Genomic DNA, 18,643 nt, shown 5'->3' with positions numbered 1-18,643 from the left:
CAGTTCTCCGATGATCCAAAAACCAGAAACAGATGCTATCAATTGATATAAGAGAAACGATTGGAACTGATAATTTATGTTATGTGGTAGGTCCCTTTGTAGAATATACCCTCTTTAACATTAATTGTCGGACAGCCTGTTCAGTCGTTGGCTTTCACGTACCCCTGTTGTCCCAATTTCGTAAGACTACCATCATAAGGATGCTGGTAGGACTGCTTACATCCAATGATGGTACTATATTAATCCAGGGATTGGATATAACAAAGGATATTATAAGTGCAAAAATGAAATTAAGCATTGTTCCTGAAACTGGAAATGTATATACGGATTTGAGTACGAGAGAAAATATACAGCTTGTAGGGAAGGGGATGTGATTTGTTCCAACCTCTCCCTTTGATAAAATAACAAATCATGGGCTTTGTAGAAAAACCTAGACGAACAAATAATAAATTTTATATACGTTTTTTAGGTACTTGTAATCATGAAAAGCCAATATATAGAACGTACCATAGGTATAACGGCAGCCATATTGTTAATTATAGCTGTAGGTTTGAGTATCGCAGGCATAGAAAACATATCAGGGCTCCCAGTGTTCTCAGCAGGTGATTTCGCAAGTGGTTATCTGGCTGCGGGAGAATTTAGTCTGGGTGTGTTTTCAGCAGGAATATTTTCCGCAGGTATATTTTCTGTAGGCATATTTTCCATAGGTATTTTTTCATTCGGTATATTCCCTGTCGGCATACTATCAGCAGGCATGTATGTACTAGGGATATACAAACTACAAGAACATCTGCGAGAATAACTAATCCCAAAAAATTAAGGTTATAATACCATTTTTATTTTTAAAAGTAGAAATGTATATAACTGCTTGAACTGTTTTTAACCAAAAAATAGACAAGTGCTTGAAAAAATAAGCACTTTTATTACTTGGATTGTATATTATCAAGTTTTTTGTTTATGTTATCCAGCTCTTCCCTTAGAATCCTTTGTTCCTGCTCAAGTGACCTGATACTGGTTTCAACATCCCTCTCAAAACCAGTATTTTCATTATAAGTGGCTGGATTATCCGGAAAACTTCTAAAACCGAATCCTCTTCCTCTTGCTCTACCTAATCCCATACCCTTTCTATAGTATGCGAAACCACGTCCTCTAGCCAATCCACGAGCTTCAGGGACATTATTTGCAAACCCCGGTACATCAAATCCTGAACAATATCCTGCACCTCTTCCGGTCATCGGTCCAGCACCTATCGGTCCTGTTCTATCTCCACCTGGCATGAATTATAACCTCCTTGTTTCGTATTATTATTGTTTGCAGAGACATATTTGTCCCTTCTAAACATATTATGCATAATAATGCATAACTAAAAAAGATTGTGGTTGAAATTTATTAAATAATTAGAAAAATGAGTATCAATACCACTACATACAAATACCAGCAAACAAATTTTAAATTTCAGGTGAAACAGTGGAGAGCATGATTGAAGGCAGAGCATGGGTTTACGGTGACAATATTGATACGGATGTAATAATTCCCGGCAAATATCTAAGAACTACGGATATGCAGGTATTTGCAGAGCATGCAATGGAGGGCATAGACCCGGAATTTTCCAGTAAAGTTCAGAATGGAGACGTGATTGTAGCAGGAGATAATTTCGGCTGTGGATCTTCAAGAGAACAGGCACCATTAGCATTAAAACATGCAGGTGTTGCATGTGTGGTTGCCAAATCGTTTGCAAGAATTTTTTTCCGCAATGCGATTAATGTCGGGCTTCCTGTGATGGAAGCAGATGTTGAATGCAGTGAAGGTGATACCGTAAAAATTGATCTTAAAAACGGCATTGTTGAGGTAAATAACAAAACCTTTAAAGGTAATAAACTTCCTGATTTTCTTCTCGAAATTCTCACTGACGGTGGGCTGGTAGCCCATCGAAGGAAACTGCAGAAACAAAAGAAGGATCAGAATCTATGATATTTCCTGATGAATATAAATACATAGGGGTAACCGATTCCCTTCCTGAAGACACTGAAAACAATTCCATATATTTCCTGACTGAATATCTTATAGTTGAACAGCAAAAAGAAGACGGTAAAAAATTTTCCCTCTATCATGTGCAAAAAAGTGGAGAAGGGCTTATCCAGAAAGTGGAATCCTTTGAAAAACTGGCATCAGAAAACCAGATTATCGAATATGATAGAAAACTAAACATTAAAAACCGCACTCTTTTAATTGAAACTGCAGCAAAACTCTGCAAAGGAAATATAAATACTGTAATTTTTACAGGGATTGACAACCATATCACCTTTGTACACAAACCTGACATATCACAGATTTTAGAAATTGAAGTAGTGGATGTTACTCCTCCTGAACCTTCATGGTTATCCTACATCATTGACAAACTTGATGAAAGCGAACTGTTTGGTGATTTCACGGTAAAATTTAGCAAAAACCTGATTAATCTTAAACAATTCGAAGGCGAAAATACAGTATTCCCATGCACTGTGTCAGGATTGAGAGGTAAATATCTGGATTCTGATACTGTCACGCAGGACAATCCATTACTTGTAGGTTGTGAAATTTCAAAAACTATTTTTGAATTAAGGTTCCCAGAATTAACATACTCACAGGTTAATATATGTCCATTTAATTCTGATGTGTTTACACCCACAAAACCTTTTATAGCAAGGTGCTGCCGGTCTGAAAAATCAGGATTGACTACAATCAACAGTGTAGATGGTGTTGTAGTGCACTGGGGTGCATCAGAATTTGATGTAGCAGAAGCAGTTAAAACATTGATACAACATATCAAAAACAAGGATTAAGAGTCAAAAACATGAAGCTTGCAGTGGTTGAAGGCGACGGGATAGGTAGAGAAGTAATACCTGAAGCGGTAAAGGTACTGGATGCACTATCTTTACCGATAGAAAAAGTGCATGTTGAAATCGGATATGAGAAATGGGAGAAAACAGGTTATGCGATAACAGATGAAGACCTTGAAACACTTAAAAAGTGTGACTGCATACTTTTTGGTGCTGTCACAACACCACCAGACCCTGAATACAAAAGTGTACTGCTAACAATCCGGAAAGAACTGGATATGTATGCAAACATCCGTCCTGTGAAACCACTGGCAGGTATTACAGGTGTTACAGGTAAAAGCGATTTCAATTATGTGATTGTGAGAGAAAACACTGAAGGTCTGTATTCAGGAATCGAAGAAATCCATGATGACGTTGCCTACACCACCAGAGTTGTGAGCCGTAAAGGTTCAAAACGTGTAGCTGAATATGCCTGTAAACTTGCAAAGATGCGTAACAACAACGTCACAATAGTCCACAAATCCAATGTGATGAAATCCGATAAACTGTTTCTGGATGAGTGCCAGCAAACGGCTGAATCTGGAGATGTTAACTACAATGATACACTGGTCGATGCAATGGCTTATTATCTGATAACTTACCCTGAAAGATATGATGTAGTGGTAACAACCAATCTGTTCGGAGACATACTCAGCGACATGTCAGCAGCTCATATAGGAAGTATGGGGTTAATGCCAAGTGCCAACATCGGTGACGAACAAGCATTTTTTGAACCAGTTCATGGAAGTGCACCTGATATAGCAGGTGAAAAAATCGCAAATCCAGTCGCTGCTATTTTAAGTGTCAAAATGCTGCTTCAATGGTATGGTTATAACAATGAAGCTTCCCTTGTGGAAAGAAGTGTTAATTATACATTAAATCAGGGTATTAAAACACCAGACCTTGGTGGAGAAAGCACCACAGAGGAACTAGGTCAGGCAGTAATAGATTCTATAAATAGCCAGGTTGAAACAGAACCTGAATAAATATTCAAATTTTAGAATTTTAACAGTGAATCCACACCTATGTCAGTGACTACCGAAACCAACCCGGAAATCCATACCATTATCACAAAATCCGTTGATGCCCGTAGAAAACTTCCCCCATCTATAACCCTTATAAGCAGTGCAGATATCAATGAATGAGCTATCATGATGACCATGACCAGCATTGTAAGCAATCCAAGGTCTCCAATATTGGTATGCAGAATCATGCTCATGGACATATTAGACGGCATATCAATCCCATAGAACATATCCTGCATGATTTCCACAACACCAACCGATATATTAAGAGTAAAACCTATCCCTGCAGTCAAACCATAGAGCACACCTACGAAACTGGAAGCGGTTTGATACCTTTTTTTCCTGAGTGTTACCATTCGGTGGAAATTGGTAGCAATGATGTTACCGATGGTATCCGGTTTACCACCAAGATTTGTAGCCTCCACAAACATAGAGCAGAAATGCTGTATAAGGTTACTGCCTGTACTGGCAGCAAACCAGTACCATGATTTTATTTTATTAATTCTTAAGATTAAACGTTTATACAGTCCGTTAACATCATTGGTAAGAGGACCGAAATCATGAAGCCGCAGGGATTTTAGAGCATCATCAATCATGTTGCCTTTTGCACCTGCAGAACTTCCAAGTGAACGGATAAACGCTGGAAAGTTTTCATCTTTTCTCTGGATATTAGTTTCGATTTTTTTGGTAACATAACCTGTATAAACAAGTGGAGTTAATGCAAGTGCTATCGAAATCGGCATTGGGAGTCCATCATATAGTAAAATGATAATTGTCATAAAAAGACAACCTGCTGCAGAAATAGGGATTGTTCTGTATATTCTGGTTATGTCTTCGGTATATGAGTGTTTCTGCTGCCAGAGTGGATCGTCTGGAACTACGCTTTTTGTAAACAGCAGTACAAAAGCATCAGTTGCAACAAAAACCATAACCACTACTGCCATGAGAACTACAGCACTCATTCCTGTTAAAATGGGTGTGATAACAGCAAATGATGCCAGGAATATCATAGATATAACAAGGGATACAAAAAGTTCCTTGATAACATCTATCATATATAAGGAACTGTAGTACATGGATTCATATTCGTTCATGACCACATTCTGTTCGGTCGATAGAAAATCGTTAACATTTTCCCCTGAATGTAGGGCATGTGCAAACCTATCAAGAAAATCCTCAAAAATAACAGATGGAGTCCTTTTTGACACAAATTTACATGCATCACCAAGATTGAGGTTCCATACTGAAACAAGGTTGTATATATTACGGTTCTCCTCTGCAAGATCCTGAAAATCTTCATTTTTTGATACAATTCGTATAACATCAATTCTTGGTGTGTTAGCAGTTGCTACTGCCCCCATCTGGGTGATATAATAATGCATATTGTTGTTGATGCGAGTTTTTTGAGCATTAACTATGTATATGGGGTAGGAAAACACAAAGATTGTACAGATTATCGGAATTAAGATAAGGATTGATATGAATGAACCAGTAAACAGCCAGGGAACAATGAGATAGATAAGTACAGATGTCAATATGCCAAAAAGTACGAGAGGGATTGCATACTTTTTTATATAAACTGAAGGCTCCATATCGAGTCGTTTAAACATTCTACTGATATTCATCCATATACCCTCAATTATACACTGAATGGCAATCCTTCAAGACCATATTTGTAAAATTTCTTAATTATATCATAGACCTCATAAAAACCTTCAATACCCCTGTTCTGCATTTCTTCCAAGATTCTTGCTCTTAAAAATAAATCATCGTAGACTTGTCTTTTATCCTCATAACCAAGTATTGAAGCAATCTTGCTTTCAAGTACAAAACTGTTGTTCAACCCACGGAAATGATGAATATCATATTCAGGATCCCATTCAAACACTCCTCTTGTAACAACTCCGTTGGATTCTTCAGAATATCCTTCAATTTCTTCAATAGAAATACATCTCCTCAGAACTTCCCCTTTTCTGTAAACAGCCTGAAGAATCATAGTCACCTGCAGGTTGTCAATGAATGTAATAGGTACATTTATTGGATGACCGGTCAATCTTTGAATCAGTTTTTTAACAGAGGCGGCGTGGAATGTTGATACAACCGGGTGACCAGTCTGCATAGCCTGGAATGCTACCGACCCTTCAACACCGCGAATCTCACCAACAATAATGTAATTGGGTCTGGATCTCAATGCCGCCTTAAGAAGTGTATAGAGTTCAACACGTGATTCTTCAGGACCCTCTTCACGGGTGAGCAATTGTTGCCAGACATCCTGAGGTGGCTGAACTTCTGATGTATCTTCAGCAGAATATACCTTTGACCAGGGGTTTATAAACGCCAGACAGGCATTCAGCATAGTCGTTTTACCACTGGCAGTTTCACCGCTGAAGAAAACACTCATACCGTTTTCAAAACACATCCAGATATAAGCAGCCATTTCTGTGTTGATAGAACCAAAATTCATTAACTGGATAATACTTATTGGCGTATCACTGAATTTACGCATCGTGAAACTGCTACCCTGAAGACTTATATCCGTACTGTAAATCATGTTGATACGTGAACCATCAGGGAGGGCACCATCCGAAATGGGACTGGCATCGTTAACAGGTCTTCCGATCCGTTCACTCATACTCCTGAACCAGTCATCAAGCCTTGAATCATCCCCAAAATGAATATTGGTTTTAATCATGTCGAGGATCTTATGGACAATATAAACGCCATTAACACCGACACTGTGGATATCTTCAAGGTAGGGGTCTCGTATAACGGGTTCAAGTGGTCCGGAACCTATAACGTTCCTTTCTATATGATAAAGAAGTTTGTTATATTCATTCTGTGTTAGAGGTACCTGTTCACTTGAAGGTATCAGTTTCTGTATCATCCCAAGCTTTCCATTTTCATCTGGAAGTTCGCCACCTGAACCCACGTCCACTGAATCATTTAACAGTTCTATAATAAGGTCTTTGAGTTCACTTTCTGATTCAGGTACAGGTTTTTTTGCTGATTTTTCAAGAATTGTATTCATTACAACATCGTATTTTTTCCTCTCACTGGATGAAAGAGTAGGTTCAATAGCATAATATTGGGCTTGACCCATTTGCGGAGTTCCATAAAGATGAATAAATACAGGGTCACCCACAGGAAGAATAATGTTTACATTTTCTGCGGATATATCCTTTGTCAGATTTACTCTAAATTCTGGAATAATACCTGTTTTTTTCTGGAAATTTTTTATGTATTCAGCCAGATGAGGGTTTCTCTGTAATGACTTCTTAAATTCAGGATCAATTTCCGCCAATATGTTACCTCATAACCGTTTTTAAAATAATATCAGGATACAGCTGCAATTTCAACAACCAGACCGACTTTGGGTTCTATCCTTATACCAATTATATCACCGATAGTTCCCTGTGCTCCTATAAACTTATTAACCGTTAACATTCGCCTTACCTGATTTGACATCTGCTTTACATTAAGAAATAGATTGATGTCTGAAGATGAACGAAGCATAGTGACAATTTCCTCATCAAGGCTACCAGGTTCAAGAGTCATGATAATGGTTTTATTCATTCCGTTGAGCCTTTTAAAAAATGACACAAGGTCAAAACCCTTTTCGCTGTTGACACTGTTTTTAATTAAAGATGATATAGTATCGATGATTATAACATCTTTTTCAAAAAGATCTTCAGCATTCATTAGCCTTTGAATAAAATCCATACTCTGTCTTGTATTTTTCACCAGTGGGATTACCGGTATGTAGAGCATATTCCCGTTTAAAAGATGGGAGGATATTTGATAATCAAGGGAGTACATTTGATTGATAAAACCCTTGGTTGTCATCTGGGTAGAAATATATGTTACACTCGCCTCGTTTTCTGATAAACCGAAAGCAATACGCTGGGATACAATACTTTTCCCGGAACCACTGACTCCTTCTATCAGTACAAGCGAATCTTCGGGAAATCCGCTACCCAGTTTTTCATTAAAATTATCTCTTGATATTTGAAAAGAGCGAAGTTGAACCATATTATATCCTCATGTTTTAAAATCAATTGTATCAGAAATTCCATTATCAGAAGCTACTTTTAACCTGTGGTCTCCTGAACTAAGTTCACCGCCTGTGGTTACGTTTACAATTAACACACCCAGTGGTTTCCATGTATTACCACTATCCTGCAAACTCAAGTTTAGATTTTTATCCTGTATGTACTCCCCATCCAAAATCACATTCACATATTCAAGAGCAATATCAGATTTACCTGTATTTTTAACGTAAAATGTATAGTAATCAGAAGTACTGTTATAAGGAATTATTTCAGGGTCACTTATAATCGTGATGTCAGTCTTTAACTGATCAGATACCACATCACTATTTGTGGATGCAGCACCCATGATTGACTCGACATTTACCGATAGTACACCTGCAACACCCACAGCTATAATAACCGCTGCAATGAAAAATATCATATGTGATACAGCTGTATCACCATTTTCATCGTTTAGGAATAAATGTAATCTGGATGTTTCATCCTGCATTTATTGTCACCGTTTTTTAGATTTTAAATTGGATAAGTTGCATAATCTGAAATTCCGTTTTCTGTTGTTACTTTTACACGATGCTCACTTGCAGAACCTTTTGGGATATTATTAATTGTAAAATTCCTGATTTTATCAGGTGTCCAGGTGTCAGGTGAAGATGTAGAATATGACATCAGTGTGCCGTTAATGAGAACATCAAGTTTACCAGAATCAAGAGTAACACTTCCACTGTTTGAAACTGTAACAGTTAGATTATACGTATCGCTGGAATTGTCAGTTGTTGTATTTGTAATATTTAAATCAGTTTGCAAACGTTTGACCTGCATTTCATGTTTCAGGTCATTAGCTTCATCAATTCTCTCCTCTGAAGCACTAATTACGGTATAAGCGGATGTTCCAAGTATAATGGCGGATACGAAAAATATAGCAATCACTGCCGCAGTTTCAAACCCCATAAAACTTTAAACTCCGTTTTTTATTTTCGATAACTCACTATCAATATTATCATTTGTTTGACTATTTTCTACTCGATGTCCGCTCATTTTTTCGATAAACATGAGTGATTTTGTATGGTCATCAGGGGTCAATTCCCAGTCATCCTTCTCTGTATAATAATCCATACCTTTTGCATAATTCAGGATATCATAAAACACCTCATCACTAATCCATCCGATGTTTACATAATATTTCAATGCCTCTTGAAGATGATTACTACCGACACGCTCGATAAGATATTCAATCCAATTGAAAATTGAAATCATGGTAGTAGGTTCTTTTTCTATAGAATCAAGAATAACTGATGGATTCTCCACACTTTCTTCTTCATCCTGATAAATAATGTTATACTGGCTTTCTGAAGGTTCATACGTCTTAGATAAATCTATTTTTTCCAGTATATCAACACGGTCTGATATCTCATCAGTTGATTGTTTCAGTGTGGACAGGTTTTCATTTAATTCATCATATTTTTTAAACAATTCATCCGTCTTTGATGTCAAGTCATCAATTTTTGAATGAAGTTTATTGATACCCTGTGTATCAAATTTCTGGTAGAGTGCATCAAGGTCGTTTTTAAGCATTGTCGCATAATTTCCGATTTCATTTATGCGTTCTTCATTTTTCTCAAAACGTTCAATGTACTCGCTTCCACCTTCGTTATCACCCACAAAGGGGTTCACTTGGTTGGAAACAATTTCATAAAGTGATAACAGTTCTACAACGCTCTGGTCAATTTTATCTACTGTCTTTTTTAATTCCTGATTCTCTCTCTGTACAGTAGATATATTTGCGTCCACTTTAGACAATCTGGACTCTATTGTCTTTATTTTCTGGGTGTTATTCTCAACCTGTTCATTGTTTGCCTGACCAGTTTGTCCTGATTCAGCGGGACCACCTCCTTCAAGGTCTGGTACATCCCCAAAATCAGGTTGTCCGCTAGATGCCGATTGATCTCCAGTTAATTCAGACAGATCTGGCACATCTCCAAAATCCTGTGGTTCCTGTGAAAATGGTGAACTATCCTGGTCTCCAGAACCCTTTTCACCCCTGCTGGGGATTATATTTTTTAACTTGTCCTTGAATCCCATATATTATCAGTCACAATCCAAAATATATTAATCCATTATATATATTTTTTATTTTTAAGTCCATTTAATATTATGAAAATTATTATAAAAATAAATTAATCCTAATATATATTTTTATCTATGTCCAAATATTGCAGAAGACTCCCTGCGAAGCTGGGAGATGAATGCGATATACACTCCTGAATTACATTTAACATAACATATAAATAATGACAAATAATAATTACTGTAATATGTTAAAAGCCTACAAGTACCGTATGTATCCAAATCAAACTCAACAGGAGGTAATCGCAAAACATATAGGAGCTTGTAGGTTCATCTACAACTGGGCTTTAGAGAACGAAATCAAATCTTATGAGCAAGACGGCAAAGCGATATCAAGATTTGAGTTGAACAAACGAATAAGAGTCTTAAAAGATGATATCAATGGTTGAAAGAGATTAACTCACAATCATTACAGGGGGCTACTCTTAATCTGGAAAACGCTTTCACCAAGTTTTTTAGAGAAAAATCTGGTTTCCCAAAGTTTAAATCCAAGAAAAACCCTGTTCAATCTTTCCCTATTCCTCAATGGTATGAAGTCGATTTTGAAAATAATAAAGTATACATACCTAAAATCGGCTGGATAAAAACAAGGCTTCATAGAAGTTTTGACGGAAAACAAAGAACTGCAACTATAAAAAGAACACCGACAGGAAAATATTATATCAGTATTTTAGTCGACGATGAAAAAGAGTTACCACAATAACACAAATTCGACCAATATAATACAGTAGGAGTCGATGTAGGAATCAAAGATTTCGCTGTAACTTCTAACGGTGAAAAAATCGATGACCTAAATACCTGAAAAATTCGATTGGGAGATTGAAGGTATTACAGAAAAGACTCAGCAGGAAAAAGAAAGGTTCTAATAATTACAGAAAACTGAAACACCAGATAGCCAAGTATCATGATGTATTTCTCGTTATAATTTATAGCATTATTGGATATTGTGAACTACCACTTGGCTAAAGACCAACTGGCTCCTTAAATTAAAAATTTAAGGATAACTTTAAATCTATGATTTAAAGTGCTTCCTGTTTCATACTTTTTCCTGATGGAAACAAGTCCACAGGCTCTACCCCTCGTACCGAAAGTGTAAATTGTAATTTTGGTTATCAATTACAATCATACAAATGTTGGTATTTATAATATTTTAACTTAATTAATAGATTAGACGGTATTCATCCCTTTGTTTCATTTCTTTGAAATGAAACTCGCATTCTAAAAATCTACGATTTGATGCGATGCTAAAGACATAAGGGTTTTCTACCTTCAATTTATAAAAACCTAAAAAAGTAATTGAAATAATTTTAAAAACATAAATTAAAGGTTTTTCCATCCGTATCTTTTCATAACCATTTTAATTCTTGCGTTAAGTTCCCGCTCATCAAATGGTTTGGATATATAGTCGTCGATTCCAAGTTCCATACCCTTTAACTTGTCCTCAACTCTGGTTTTTGCTGACACCATAATAATTGCTATGTCCCTCGTGGATTTATCTTTGTTCAATTCCTCAACGACTTCATACCCGTCCATATCCGGCATCATTATATCAAGTAAAATAAGGTCTGGAAGTTCCTGAAGTGTCATATCTACAGCCTGTTCACCACTATAGGCGACAATGAAATCATATGGTTCATTAGATAATGAAAGTTTTATAAGTTCAGGTATGTCGGGTTCGTCATCCACAATAAGGATTTTTAACCGGTCTCTTTTAATTTTTTTCTGTATATATTCAAAATTAATTTTACCATCACTTATTGTGTAGGACACATGAAGACTTTTTAAACCAATTTCAGCATGCATTTCGCCAGAATTTGTGATATCAATGACAACGTCAAAAAACGATTTAATTAAACCCTCGTTTTCAGAACTCAATACATCCTTGCCAAGCAGGGTTACTATTGTTCCATTACTGTTGGTCACAGTCTTTTCGACGAATTTGATGAAATTCTCAACAACCTGCAAACTATCTTTTGTCAGTATATTCATATCATCGATAACAAGTATTGCACCCGGATAATCATTGAAAAGTTTAGAAATATGTGACCCCATTTTTGTGTAATCAGTCTGTGATTCACAGTACAATGTGTTTTTCTCGGGTTCTTTTCCGGGTTTTTTTATATCGATAAACCACATTCGATCAGAGTATTCCTGAACATCGAATCCGTATTCAGCAAATGTATCCATAACCTTGTTTCTGGGTTTTTTCAATGATAACCATACAACAGTTTGCTCAGGGTCATTTTCAAGAACACTGTAAATGTAGAAATAGATTATCCTTTCACTTGAAACACCTACAGGTGCCAAAAACAATGTACTTTTCGAAATCAGTTCATCACGAAGAGTGTTTACGATTTCTTGAGTTTCATCTGATTCCATGCGTTAACCCTGATTTACAATGTAGTGTATATAATTTGTTTTTGTTTTCATATTAATGTTTGGGATTTGTTCCATAATGGTGAATATTTAAGCAGTTATAAAAATTTATAACTGCTCCTTGATTATCTCTAAACCGGTATTGAGTGCTTCATCAATTCTTGAGGTATCGGTTCCACCACCCTGTGCCATATCAGGACGACCTCCACCGCCACCAGAAACGATGGATGATATCTCTTTGACAACATTACCAACATTAATCCCTTTATCAACAGCATCTTTGCTTGCTGATGCAGCTATTTTTACACCGTTGTAATTACTAATAAGCAAAGCAATAGTGCTGTTATTTTTGACCAGTTCACCTGCCATTTTCTGAAGTTCTTTGCTGTCTGAATCTGGTACTTTTTGGGCAATTATATGGTTATTTTCGTGGGTTATTGCATCCTGCATCATCTGATGTACACGGATGTCTGCAAGTTCTTCCTTTAATTTTTCATTTTCTTTTTTGAATTGTTTCCATTCCTCAAAGAAACGTTCGATAGTGTTTGGAAGATGCCCCGGTAATACACTTAAAGCATCAGAGGATTCCTGTAACGTATCCTCAATATCCTGCATTGACTTTACAGCTGCCTCACCTGCTGAAAATTCCAGACGTTCCACTCCGTCCTGTATGCGTTCTGATTTTAGTATTTTGATAGGTCCTACATAACCGGTATATGAACAGTGAGTTCCACCGCATGCTTCTATATCATCTCCCACTTTAAGTATACGCAGTTTTTTACCAGGTGGAACACCTCCTTGGTATACATTAAGACCATATCGTTTTTCTGCATTATTTCTGTTAACCCATTCAGTAACAACACGTTTGTTTTCCATCACTGTTTCATTTGCAATTAATTCTATACGTTTTATTTCATCTCTTTTTATACGTTTGTAATGTGAAAGGTCAAGGCGAGCCCGGTCTTCAAATTTCTGGGCACCGGCCTGCCAGATATGAGTGCCAAGTACCTTTTTAGCAGCATCGTTTACGATATGTGTTGCAGTGTGATGTTTTGCATGAGAAGCGCGCCGTTCACCATCAATCTTACAGGTTACAAGGTCACCTTTTCGAAGGCTTATTTCGTTTCCGGCACTATCAATTTCATGTAATACTACACTCTTTATATTCTTGACATCCACCACTTTTGCAGTTTCATCATCCGCTATAATCACGCCTTTGTCAGCGGGTTGACCTCCTCCTTCGGGATAGAAAAGTGTCCTGTCCAGTACAATATAATTATCAAAAACATCCAGCACAACAGCTTCAAATTCCATACGGTTGGGTTCGTTATAAAACAATAATTTTGTCTGTGGAAGTTTTGAAATCCTTTCCTCAAACGGAAAACTTGGTTTTTCCTTTTCTTTTGCCATGCTGTGTCTTTCTGCAACAATCGAATAGAAATTATCAGGAAGTTCTACTTCAACACCCATATCTGATGCGACATCTTCAGCAATCTCTGGTGGGATCCCATGACTGTCATACATTTCAATTAACTTGTCAAGGGGAATTTTTTCGTTCTGTTTTTTGTACTGCTTGGCCATTTTCTGAATCATTTTTATTCCGCGATTCAGAGTTTCCTCGAATTTATCCTCTTCATGCTGGATGATATCCTCTATCAAATCGAAACGGTCTTCAAATTCAGGATATTCCTGGAGTTTATCAATGTGCATACGAATAATGTCAGATATGGAGATATCCATTCCGAGTTCACGCATCATACGGGTGGTTCTTCTAAAAACAAGCCTTGCCAGATAACCTGCCTTGACATTGGAAGGTACCACACCATCACCAAGCATGAATGTGAGGCATCTGGTATGGTCTGCTATTGCGTAGACCTTCTCAACAGGTTCCATTATGGATGTAAGTTTTTCTATACTTGTCCCGATGCTTTCAGCCACCTGTTTTCGAAGTTCTTTCAGATTGGCTTTTTCACTTACATCCATCAGACCAGCAAACCGTGCGTTTTGGGAAAGCAGTTCAGAATATTCAGAATCCTCCAACTCATGCTCGAGGCCTGCATATTCCATCAATTCATTGACAATCGAGGGGAAAATAGCATCATAAATAGTCGGTGTGCCTTTAGATGCCCATACGAGCCTTTCAAGACCGTATCCTGTATCCACGATGTAATTGTTCATTTTCTCGTAGTATTCACCATCAATTATAATGTCACCATCTTTTGACTGCTTCAAATTCATGAATACAAGGGTAGCAACTTCGAGTCCTCCAACCAGAGTTTCAAGACACGGTCCAGCGTTACCTCCACCTGCCCATGGCTCTTCTTTATATGTTACAGCAAGTGGGTCTACTCCAAGAGAATTAAGGAATTCGTCACATAAAGCCACAGTTTCTTCTTTCCAATAGACTTCATTATCCGTTGTATTGAATGCATGGTGTGCCATCATTTCAAAAAGTGTCAGGTGTCTGCCACTGCGACCTACTGCATCTAAATCAGATAAACGGACACATGGCTGGGAAATTGTCAATGGGTTTGCTGGCGGTGGTACCTGACCGGACGTGACAAAAGGTTGAAAGTTTGCTATGGATGCGATGGTAAGATGAATATCTTCTCTCCAAACAGCAGTGACTGGATACCTATTAACACGCGTATGGTCTCGTTTTTCAAAAAATTTGAGGAATTGTTCTCTCATCTCGTTCAATTCATACGGTTTTTCAAAAACAGGGTTACCTATAAATGTATACGGGTCGCAAGGTGCATCTCCACATGTGGTTCTATCAGTGTCCCTTGTCCAGAAGAAACTCTCACATTTGGGACACTGTTTCCGGACAAATCCATTTTCATGGAAAAAATTGAGTTGATATTCATCTTCAAGCATGATAATCACTGATATAAACGATTGTTAGGATTATGTCTGGTAGTTAGCTCATCTATCACATTCCCATGTTTAAAAGCATTTCTATTGCTCACAGTTTAAAAAGAAATGGAAAATGCAATCACTTTACAACAGGTGATGCACTTTCATCAAACGGGTTCTTTCTCATGGCAAGCGAGAACAGGTATGGGTAGTTGTCTTTCATGTACTCCATATAGTCCAGCCATTCAACAACAAGTTTCCCATATACCCGCTCTATATCTATTCTAAGATGGTCAAGGTCAGATTCAGGAAGATTATCAAGGTCTTCTGTCCTGCTGATTAATTCTTCAGTCATATGGAATACCGCTCTTAAAAGTTCGGTAAAAGTTTCATGTTCCAATAAATTCGGGTTTTCAAGTAACCGCACCAGAAAATCCCGATGTTCTATGAGCATATTCCTCAGGTGCTTTAAATCTACTCTGTTAATGTCTACTTCATATTCATAGTTTTTCAGCTGGTTTTTCACCTTCATAAAATCAGAATCAGTCCAGTCTTTGGTAATTATCAGATTACTTTTTATATCATCAAGATTAGGGTCCCAGTCAGAGAAATAAGTCAACAATCGAGTACCGACCTCACTAAAAAAAGTACCTATGACCATGTTTAGCTTTTCAAGTCTTTGACGTTTTTCCATGTCATAAAGTATTTGATGAATAACCATGGTAACAATCAGTACTTCAATGGGGAGAAATGCAAGTTTTGCAATCATGAAGTTAAACAAATGATAAGGATCCTGGAAGATAATGTACTCCAGAGAATAAAAAGCAATTGATGTCAGCAGTAATGTTATACCTAAAATTTTGTACCATCTTGAAATTTGCATTTTTCCACAACTCCTGTAGTATTAGATAATCTACATCCACTAAATGTTTTATATAATGAACTAAGTATAAAAAAAATTAACTGAAATTTATAAATGTGTAAGGGTTGGACTGGTATATAAAACAATCTGTAAACTCGTGAGCTCTCACGTACCCCTGTTGCCCCATCATCGTAAATGGCTGATTCCAGTGGGGTTACTTTCAAAATTTTCAACATAGGCACGAAGTATCTCTGCAACACTCCATGCCTGAGAAACACAACCACCGGGATTATGCGGATAATCTCCATCAAAAACCTCTGATATCGTATCAATACCTGCTTCTTTAAAATGATTTTCAAATCCAAGCAGTAGAGAACGTGCATATTCTCTGTTTTCGACTGAGCCATTGTTAACTTTCAAATAGGCGTCAATAAAATGTCCCATCAACCATGGCCATACAGTACCGTTGTGATATGCAAAATCCCTCTCATAGGGTCCACCTGAGTATGCATCCCTGTATTTTTCATCTTCCGGTGAAAGGGTTCTGAGGCCTTTTGAAGTTAACAGTTTTTCTTCAACATTATCAACAACCATTTTTTCCTTATCATGGGATAGCATAGTATAGGGGAGAGAAACTGCAAAAATTTGGTTAGGTCGTATGGACGGGTCCTTGTATATTTCCCCATCATCACCTATACTTATACAATCAAAAAGGCATCCATGGTTATTGTTCCAGAAAGTATCCAAAAAACTGCTTTTTACTCTATCTGCATTTTTATCGTATTCCTTACGCAGAACACCCAATTTTTCAGCAAGTGATGATGCAGTTTTTAAAGCATTATACCACAATGCATTGATTTCGCAGGTTTTTCCTCTTCTGGGTGTTACTTCTATACCATCAACTTTTGCATCCATCCATGTAAGTTGACCGTCATGTTTTATCAAGCCGTCCTTATCAATCTGAATATTAAAATAGGTGCCATGGATGTAATGATGGATGATTTCTGTAATTGTATTCCAAACATCTCTGATTGTTTCAAGGTCACTGGTATATTCAAAATATTTACCAGCAGCATGTATAAACCAAAGTGATGCATCTACTGTATTGTAATCAGGATTGTCATTTTCTGTATCTGCAAAACGGTTAGGTATCAGACCATCCTGACAATTAGCGGCAAATCCTTTAAGAATACGGGAAGCTTCATTATAACGCCCAGTAACAAGAGTTAAACCCGGTAATGATATCATGGCATCCCTTCCCCAATCAGAGAACCAGTGATATCCTGCTATAATAGATTCTGAATTGGTTGATTTGCGGGCTACGATAAAAGAATCTGTAGTTTTTGATAGGTGGTTGCAAAAATCCTTTTCAAATATGTATCCGTGTGAATTGACTCTTTTTATTTCATTTTCATAAATATTTTTAATATCATTCCAGTTTTGATTGGATATTTCAACATTTGTGGATGCAGCAATGAATATATTATTTTCTCCTTTGCCAAGATTTAATTCAAAAAAACCGGGATTATAATTGTCTTCCTGATATTCAAGTCCTCTATAACGTTCCATATCATATTCCAGATTGTAGTACCAGACACCTTCAGGAGTATAGTTTATATTTGAATGTAGATGGAAAAACTGAGTTTTACCGACAATTTTTGTACCGTATTCAGAAGGATTTTGTTCAAATTTAATATCATTTGACCTTGTTGTATAATGAAAACTTCTAAGATTTACAAGTGGGATTAATCTAAAAACTGTATTGTTATCTGAACAATTTACCTGATAACTGATAATTGTGGTGTTTATCCCGTATTGCATAAATATTTGTTTGATGATTTCTGTATTTTCAACCTGATAAACAAACGCAGGAAACGGTTTGAATGATACTTCTTTCAAGTATTTATACCCTTCAGGATGAACCGTCATAGGATATTTATGAGTTGCAAGCCTGTATAAGCTACCATTAACATATATTTCTTCATCTACCGAGGAAAGCATGAGGGTTCTGTCAACAGGTGGATTTAAAGCCGAAACCAGAAGCCCATGATAGGTTCTGGTGTTAGCACCTATTATAGTTGATGATGCATACCCACCGAGACCATTGGTGACTAACCATTCTTTCTGAATACCCAAATAATAATCAGATAAATCCGCTGAATTGAATTTGTACATATTAATCCTTCATTGATTTAGGTGAACTACCACTTGGCTAAAGACCAAGTGGCTTCAAAAAGAGTTTACTCCAAAGAGTCTTATCTTTTTCGGATGGTTCACACACCCACTATCAGTTATCCCTATGAAGAAAAGGGAATCACCGACTACTTTTCTTAATATATTCAATGCTCCATTGACATCGGCATTTAGTAATTTACCAGTAGAGGACTGGAACAATCCTCTTTTAACTCTTTTACCCATGTATTTTTGGTGTTTTTTAATGGGTTCTAATGCAAGAGCATCGGTTTTACTGGTATATGCCTCATCAACTTCTAT

At 36.9% G+C, this 18,643-nt stretch carries 16 protein-coding genes and 2 pseudogenes; 6 read left to right on the top strand and 12 right to left on the bottom strand.

Annotation, left to right across the window (positions count from 1 at the left end; translation table 11 throughout):
• The first annotated feature begins 32 nt into the window (after positions 1-32).
• Positions 33-374, top strand: a complete 342-nt coding sequence (locus QZ276_RS00610) for a hypothetical protein (protein WP_292484321.1) — start codon at positions 33-35, stop codon at positions 372-374.
• 107 nt (positions 375-481) lie between these two features.
• On the top strand, positions 482-802 hold the full coding sequence (locus QZ276_RS00605; RefSeq protein ID WP_292484319.1) for a hypothetical protein: 321 nt from the start codon (positions 482-484) through the stop codon (positions 800-802).
• Positions 803-923: 121 nt separating this feature from the next.
• Here QZ276_RS00605 and QZ276_RS00600 read toward each other — a convergent pair whose 3' ends face one another.
• Positions 924-1,277, bottom strand: a complete 354-nt coding sequence (locus tag QZ276_RS00600) for a DUF5320 domain-containing protein (protein ID WP_292484317.1) — start codon at positions 1,275-1,277, stop codon at positions 924-926.
• 190 nt (positions 1,278-1,467) lie between these two features.
• On the opposite strand from QZ276_RS00600, the gene hacB reads away from it, so the two are divergent.
• Genes hacB through QZ276_RS00585 form a run of 3 tightly spaced genes read left to right on the top strand, consistent with a single transcriptional unit; the run spans position 1,468 to position 3,844 of the window.
• Positions 1,468-1,971 carry a homoaconitase small subunit gene (gene hacB / locus QZ276_RS00595; RefSeq protein WP_292484316.1) on the top strand — a complete coding sequence of 168 codons (504 nt, stop codon included), beginning with the start codon at positions 1,468-1,470 and terminating at the stop codon, positions 1,969-1,971.
• Entirely contained in the window at positions 1,968-2,822 is an 855-nt protein-coding gene (locus tag QZ276_RS00590; protein ID WP_292484314.1) for a hypothetical protein, read from the top strand. The genes hacB and QZ276_RS00590 overlap by 4 nt, the downstream gene beginning before the upstream one ends.
• An 11-nt stretch (positions 2,823-2,833) precedes the next feature.
• Positions 2,834-3,844, top strand: a complete 1,011-nt coding sequence (locus QZ276_RS00585) for an isocitrate/isopropylmalate family dehydrogenase (protein WP_292484311.1) — start codon at positions 2,834-2,836, stop codon at positions 3,842-3,844.
• Positions 3,845-3,855: 11 nt separating this feature from the next.
• On the opposite strand, the gene flaJ is transcribed toward QZ276_RS00585, so the two are convergent.
• Genes flaJ through QZ276_RS00555 form a run of 6 tightly spaced genes read right to left on the bottom strand, consistent with a single transcriptional unit; the run spans position 3,856 to position 10,011 of the window.
• On the bottom strand, positions 3,856-5,508 hold the full coding sequence (flaJ, locus tag QZ276_RS00580) for an archaellar assembly protein FlaJ (RefSeq protein WP_292484309.1): 1,653 nt from the start codon (positions 5,506-5,508) through the stop codon (positions 3,856-3,858).
• 14 nt (positions 5,509-5,522) lie between these two features.
• Positions 5,523-7,184 carry a type II/IV secretion system ATPase subunit gene (locus QZ276_RS00575; protein WP_292484306.1) on the bottom strand — a complete coding sequence of 554 codons (1,662 nt, stop codon included), beginning with the start codon at positions 7,182-7,184 and terminating at the stop codon, positions 5,523-5,525.
• Between the two features lie 32 nt (positions 7,185-7,216).
• The gene (locus QZ276_RS00570; protein ID WP_292484305.1) at positions 7,217-7,912 is read right to left on the bottom strand and encodes an ATPase domain-containing protein; all 696 of its coding nucleotides are present in this window, start codon (positions 7,910-7,912) and stop codon (positions 7,217-7,219) included.
• Positions 7,913-7,921: 9 nt separating this feature from the next.
• Positions 7,922-8,422, bottom strand: a complete 501-nt coding sequence (locus tag QZ276_RS00565; protein ID WP_292484303.1) for a flagellar protein G — start codon at positions 8,420-8,422, stop codon at positions 7,922-7,924.
• Positions 8,423-8,445: 23 nt separating this feature from the next.
• Positions 8,446-8,880, bottom strand: coding sequence for a hypothetical protein (locus tag QZ276_RS00560; RefSeq protein WP_292484302.1), 435 nt, complete (start codon positions 8,878-8,880; stop codon positions 8,446-8,448).
• A gap of 6 nt (positions 8,881-8,886) precedes the next feature.
• On the bottom strand, positions 8,887-10,011 hold the full coding sequence (locus tag QZ276_RS00555) for a FlaD/FlaE family flagellar protein (RefSeq protein WP_292484300.1): 1,125 nt from the start codon (positions 10,009-10,011) through the stop codon (positions 8,887-8,889).
• Positions 10,012-10,244: 233 nt separating this feature from the next.
• Between QZ276_RS00555 and QZ276_RS00550 the strand changes: the two are divergent.
• A pseudogene (locus QZ276_RS00550) lies at positions 10,245-10,965 on the top strand (RNA-guided endonuclease TnpB family protein); the annotation flags it as partial.
• Between the two features lie 411 nt (positions 10,966-11,376).
• On the opposite strand, the gene QZ276_RS00545 reads toward QZ276_RS00550, so the two are convergent.
• The 5 genes and pseudogenes from QZ276_RS00545 to QZ276_RS00525 all read right to left on the bottom strand — a co-directional run.
• Positions 11,377-12,435 carry a response regulator transcription factor gene (locus QZ276_RS00545; RefSeq protein ID WP_292484298.1) on the bottom strand — a complete coding sequence of 353 codons (1,059 nt, stop codon included), beginning with the start codon at positions 12,433-12,435 and terminating at the stop codon, positions 11,377-11,379.
• A 105-nt stretch (positions 12,436-12,540) separates the two neighbouring features.
• Complete coding sequence (gene alaS / locus QZ276_RS00540; RefSeq protein WP_292484296.1) at positions 12,541-15,309, bottom strand: alanine--tRNA ligase; 2,769 nt, start codon at positions 15,307-15,309, stop codon at positions 12,541-12,543.
• Positions 15,310-15,427: 118 nt separating this feature from the next.
• A complete protein-coding gene (locus tag QZ276_RS00535; protein ID WP_292484294.1) occupies positions 15,428-16,171 on the bottom strand; it encodes a hypothetical protein in 744 nt (247 codons plus the stop codon).
• A gap of 165 nt (positions 16,172-16,336) precedes the next feature.
• Positions 16,337-18,325, bottom strand: coding sequence for an amylo-alpha-1,6-glucosidase (locus QZ276_RS00530; protein ID WP_292484292.1), 1,989 nt, complete (start codon positions 18,323-18,325; stop codon positions 16,337-16,339).
• A gap of 54 nt (positions 18,326-18,379) precedes the next feature.
• Positions 18,380-18,643 (bottom strand): annotated as a pseudogene (locus QZ276_RS00525) (RNA-guided endonuclease TnpB family protein); the annotation flags it as partial.

The sequence above is a fragment of the Methanohalobium sp. genome (assembly GCF_018609725.1).
GTDB lineage: Archaea > Halobacteriota > Methanosarcinia > Methanosarcinales > Methanosarcinaceae > Methanohalobium.
This window is presented reverse-complemented; position numbering and strand designations above follow the sequence as displayed.

Coding starts and splice junctions, on each gene's coding strand:
- flaJ (WP_292484309.1), bottom strand. CDS start 5,508: ATGAATATCAGTAGAATGTTTAAACGACTCGATATGGAGCCTTCAGTT.
- alaS (WP_292484296.1), bottom strand. CDS start 15,309: ATGCTTGAAGATGAATATCAACTCAATTTTTTCCATGAAAATGGATTT.
- QZ276_RS00610 (WP_292484321.1), top strand. CDS start 33: ATGCTATCAATTGATATAAGAGAAACGATTGGAACTGATAATTTATGT.
- QZ276_RS00605 (WP_292484319.1), top strand. CDS start 482: ATGAAAAGCCAATATATAGAACGTACCATAGGTATAACGGCAGCCATA.
- QZ276_RS00530 (WP_292484292.1), bottom strand. CDS start 18,325: ATGTACAAATTCAATTCAGCGGATTTATCTGATTATTATTTGGGTATT.
- QZ276_RS00570 (WP_292484305.1), bottom strand. CDS start 7,912: ATGGTTCAACTTCGCTCTTTTCAAATATCAAGAGATAATTTTAATGAA.
- QZ276_RS00535 (WP_292484294.1), bottom strand. CDS start 16,171: ATGCAAATTTCAAGATGGTACAAAATTTTAGGTATAACATTACTGCTG.
- QZ276_RS00555 (WP_292484300.1), bottom strand. CDS start 10,011: ATGGGATTCAAGGACAAGTTAAAAAATATAATCCCCAGCAGGGGTGAA.
- QZ276_RS00565 (WP_292484303.1), bottom strand. CDS start 8,422: ATGCAGGATGAAACATCCAGATTACATTTATTCCTAAACGATGAAAAT.
- QZ276_RS00590 (WP_292484314.1), top strand. CDS start 1,968: ATGATATTTCCTGATGAATATAAATACATAGGGGTAACCGATTCCCTT.
- QZ276_RS00585 (WP_292484311.1), top strand. CDS start 2,834: ATGAAGCTTGCAGTGGTTGAAGGCGACGGGATAGGTAGAGAAGTAATA.
- QZ276_RS00600 (WP_292484317.1), bottom strand. CDS start 1,277: ATGCCAGGTGGAGATAGAACAGGACCGATAGGTGCTGGACCGATGACC.
- QZ276_RS00560 (WP_292484302.1), bottom strand. CDS start 8,880: ATGGGGTTTGAAACTGCGGCAGTGATTGCTATATTTTTCGTATCCGCC.
- QZ276_RS00545 (WP_292484298.1), bottom strand. CDS start 12,435: ATGGAATCAGATGAAACTCAAGAAATCGTAAACACTCTTCGTGATGAA.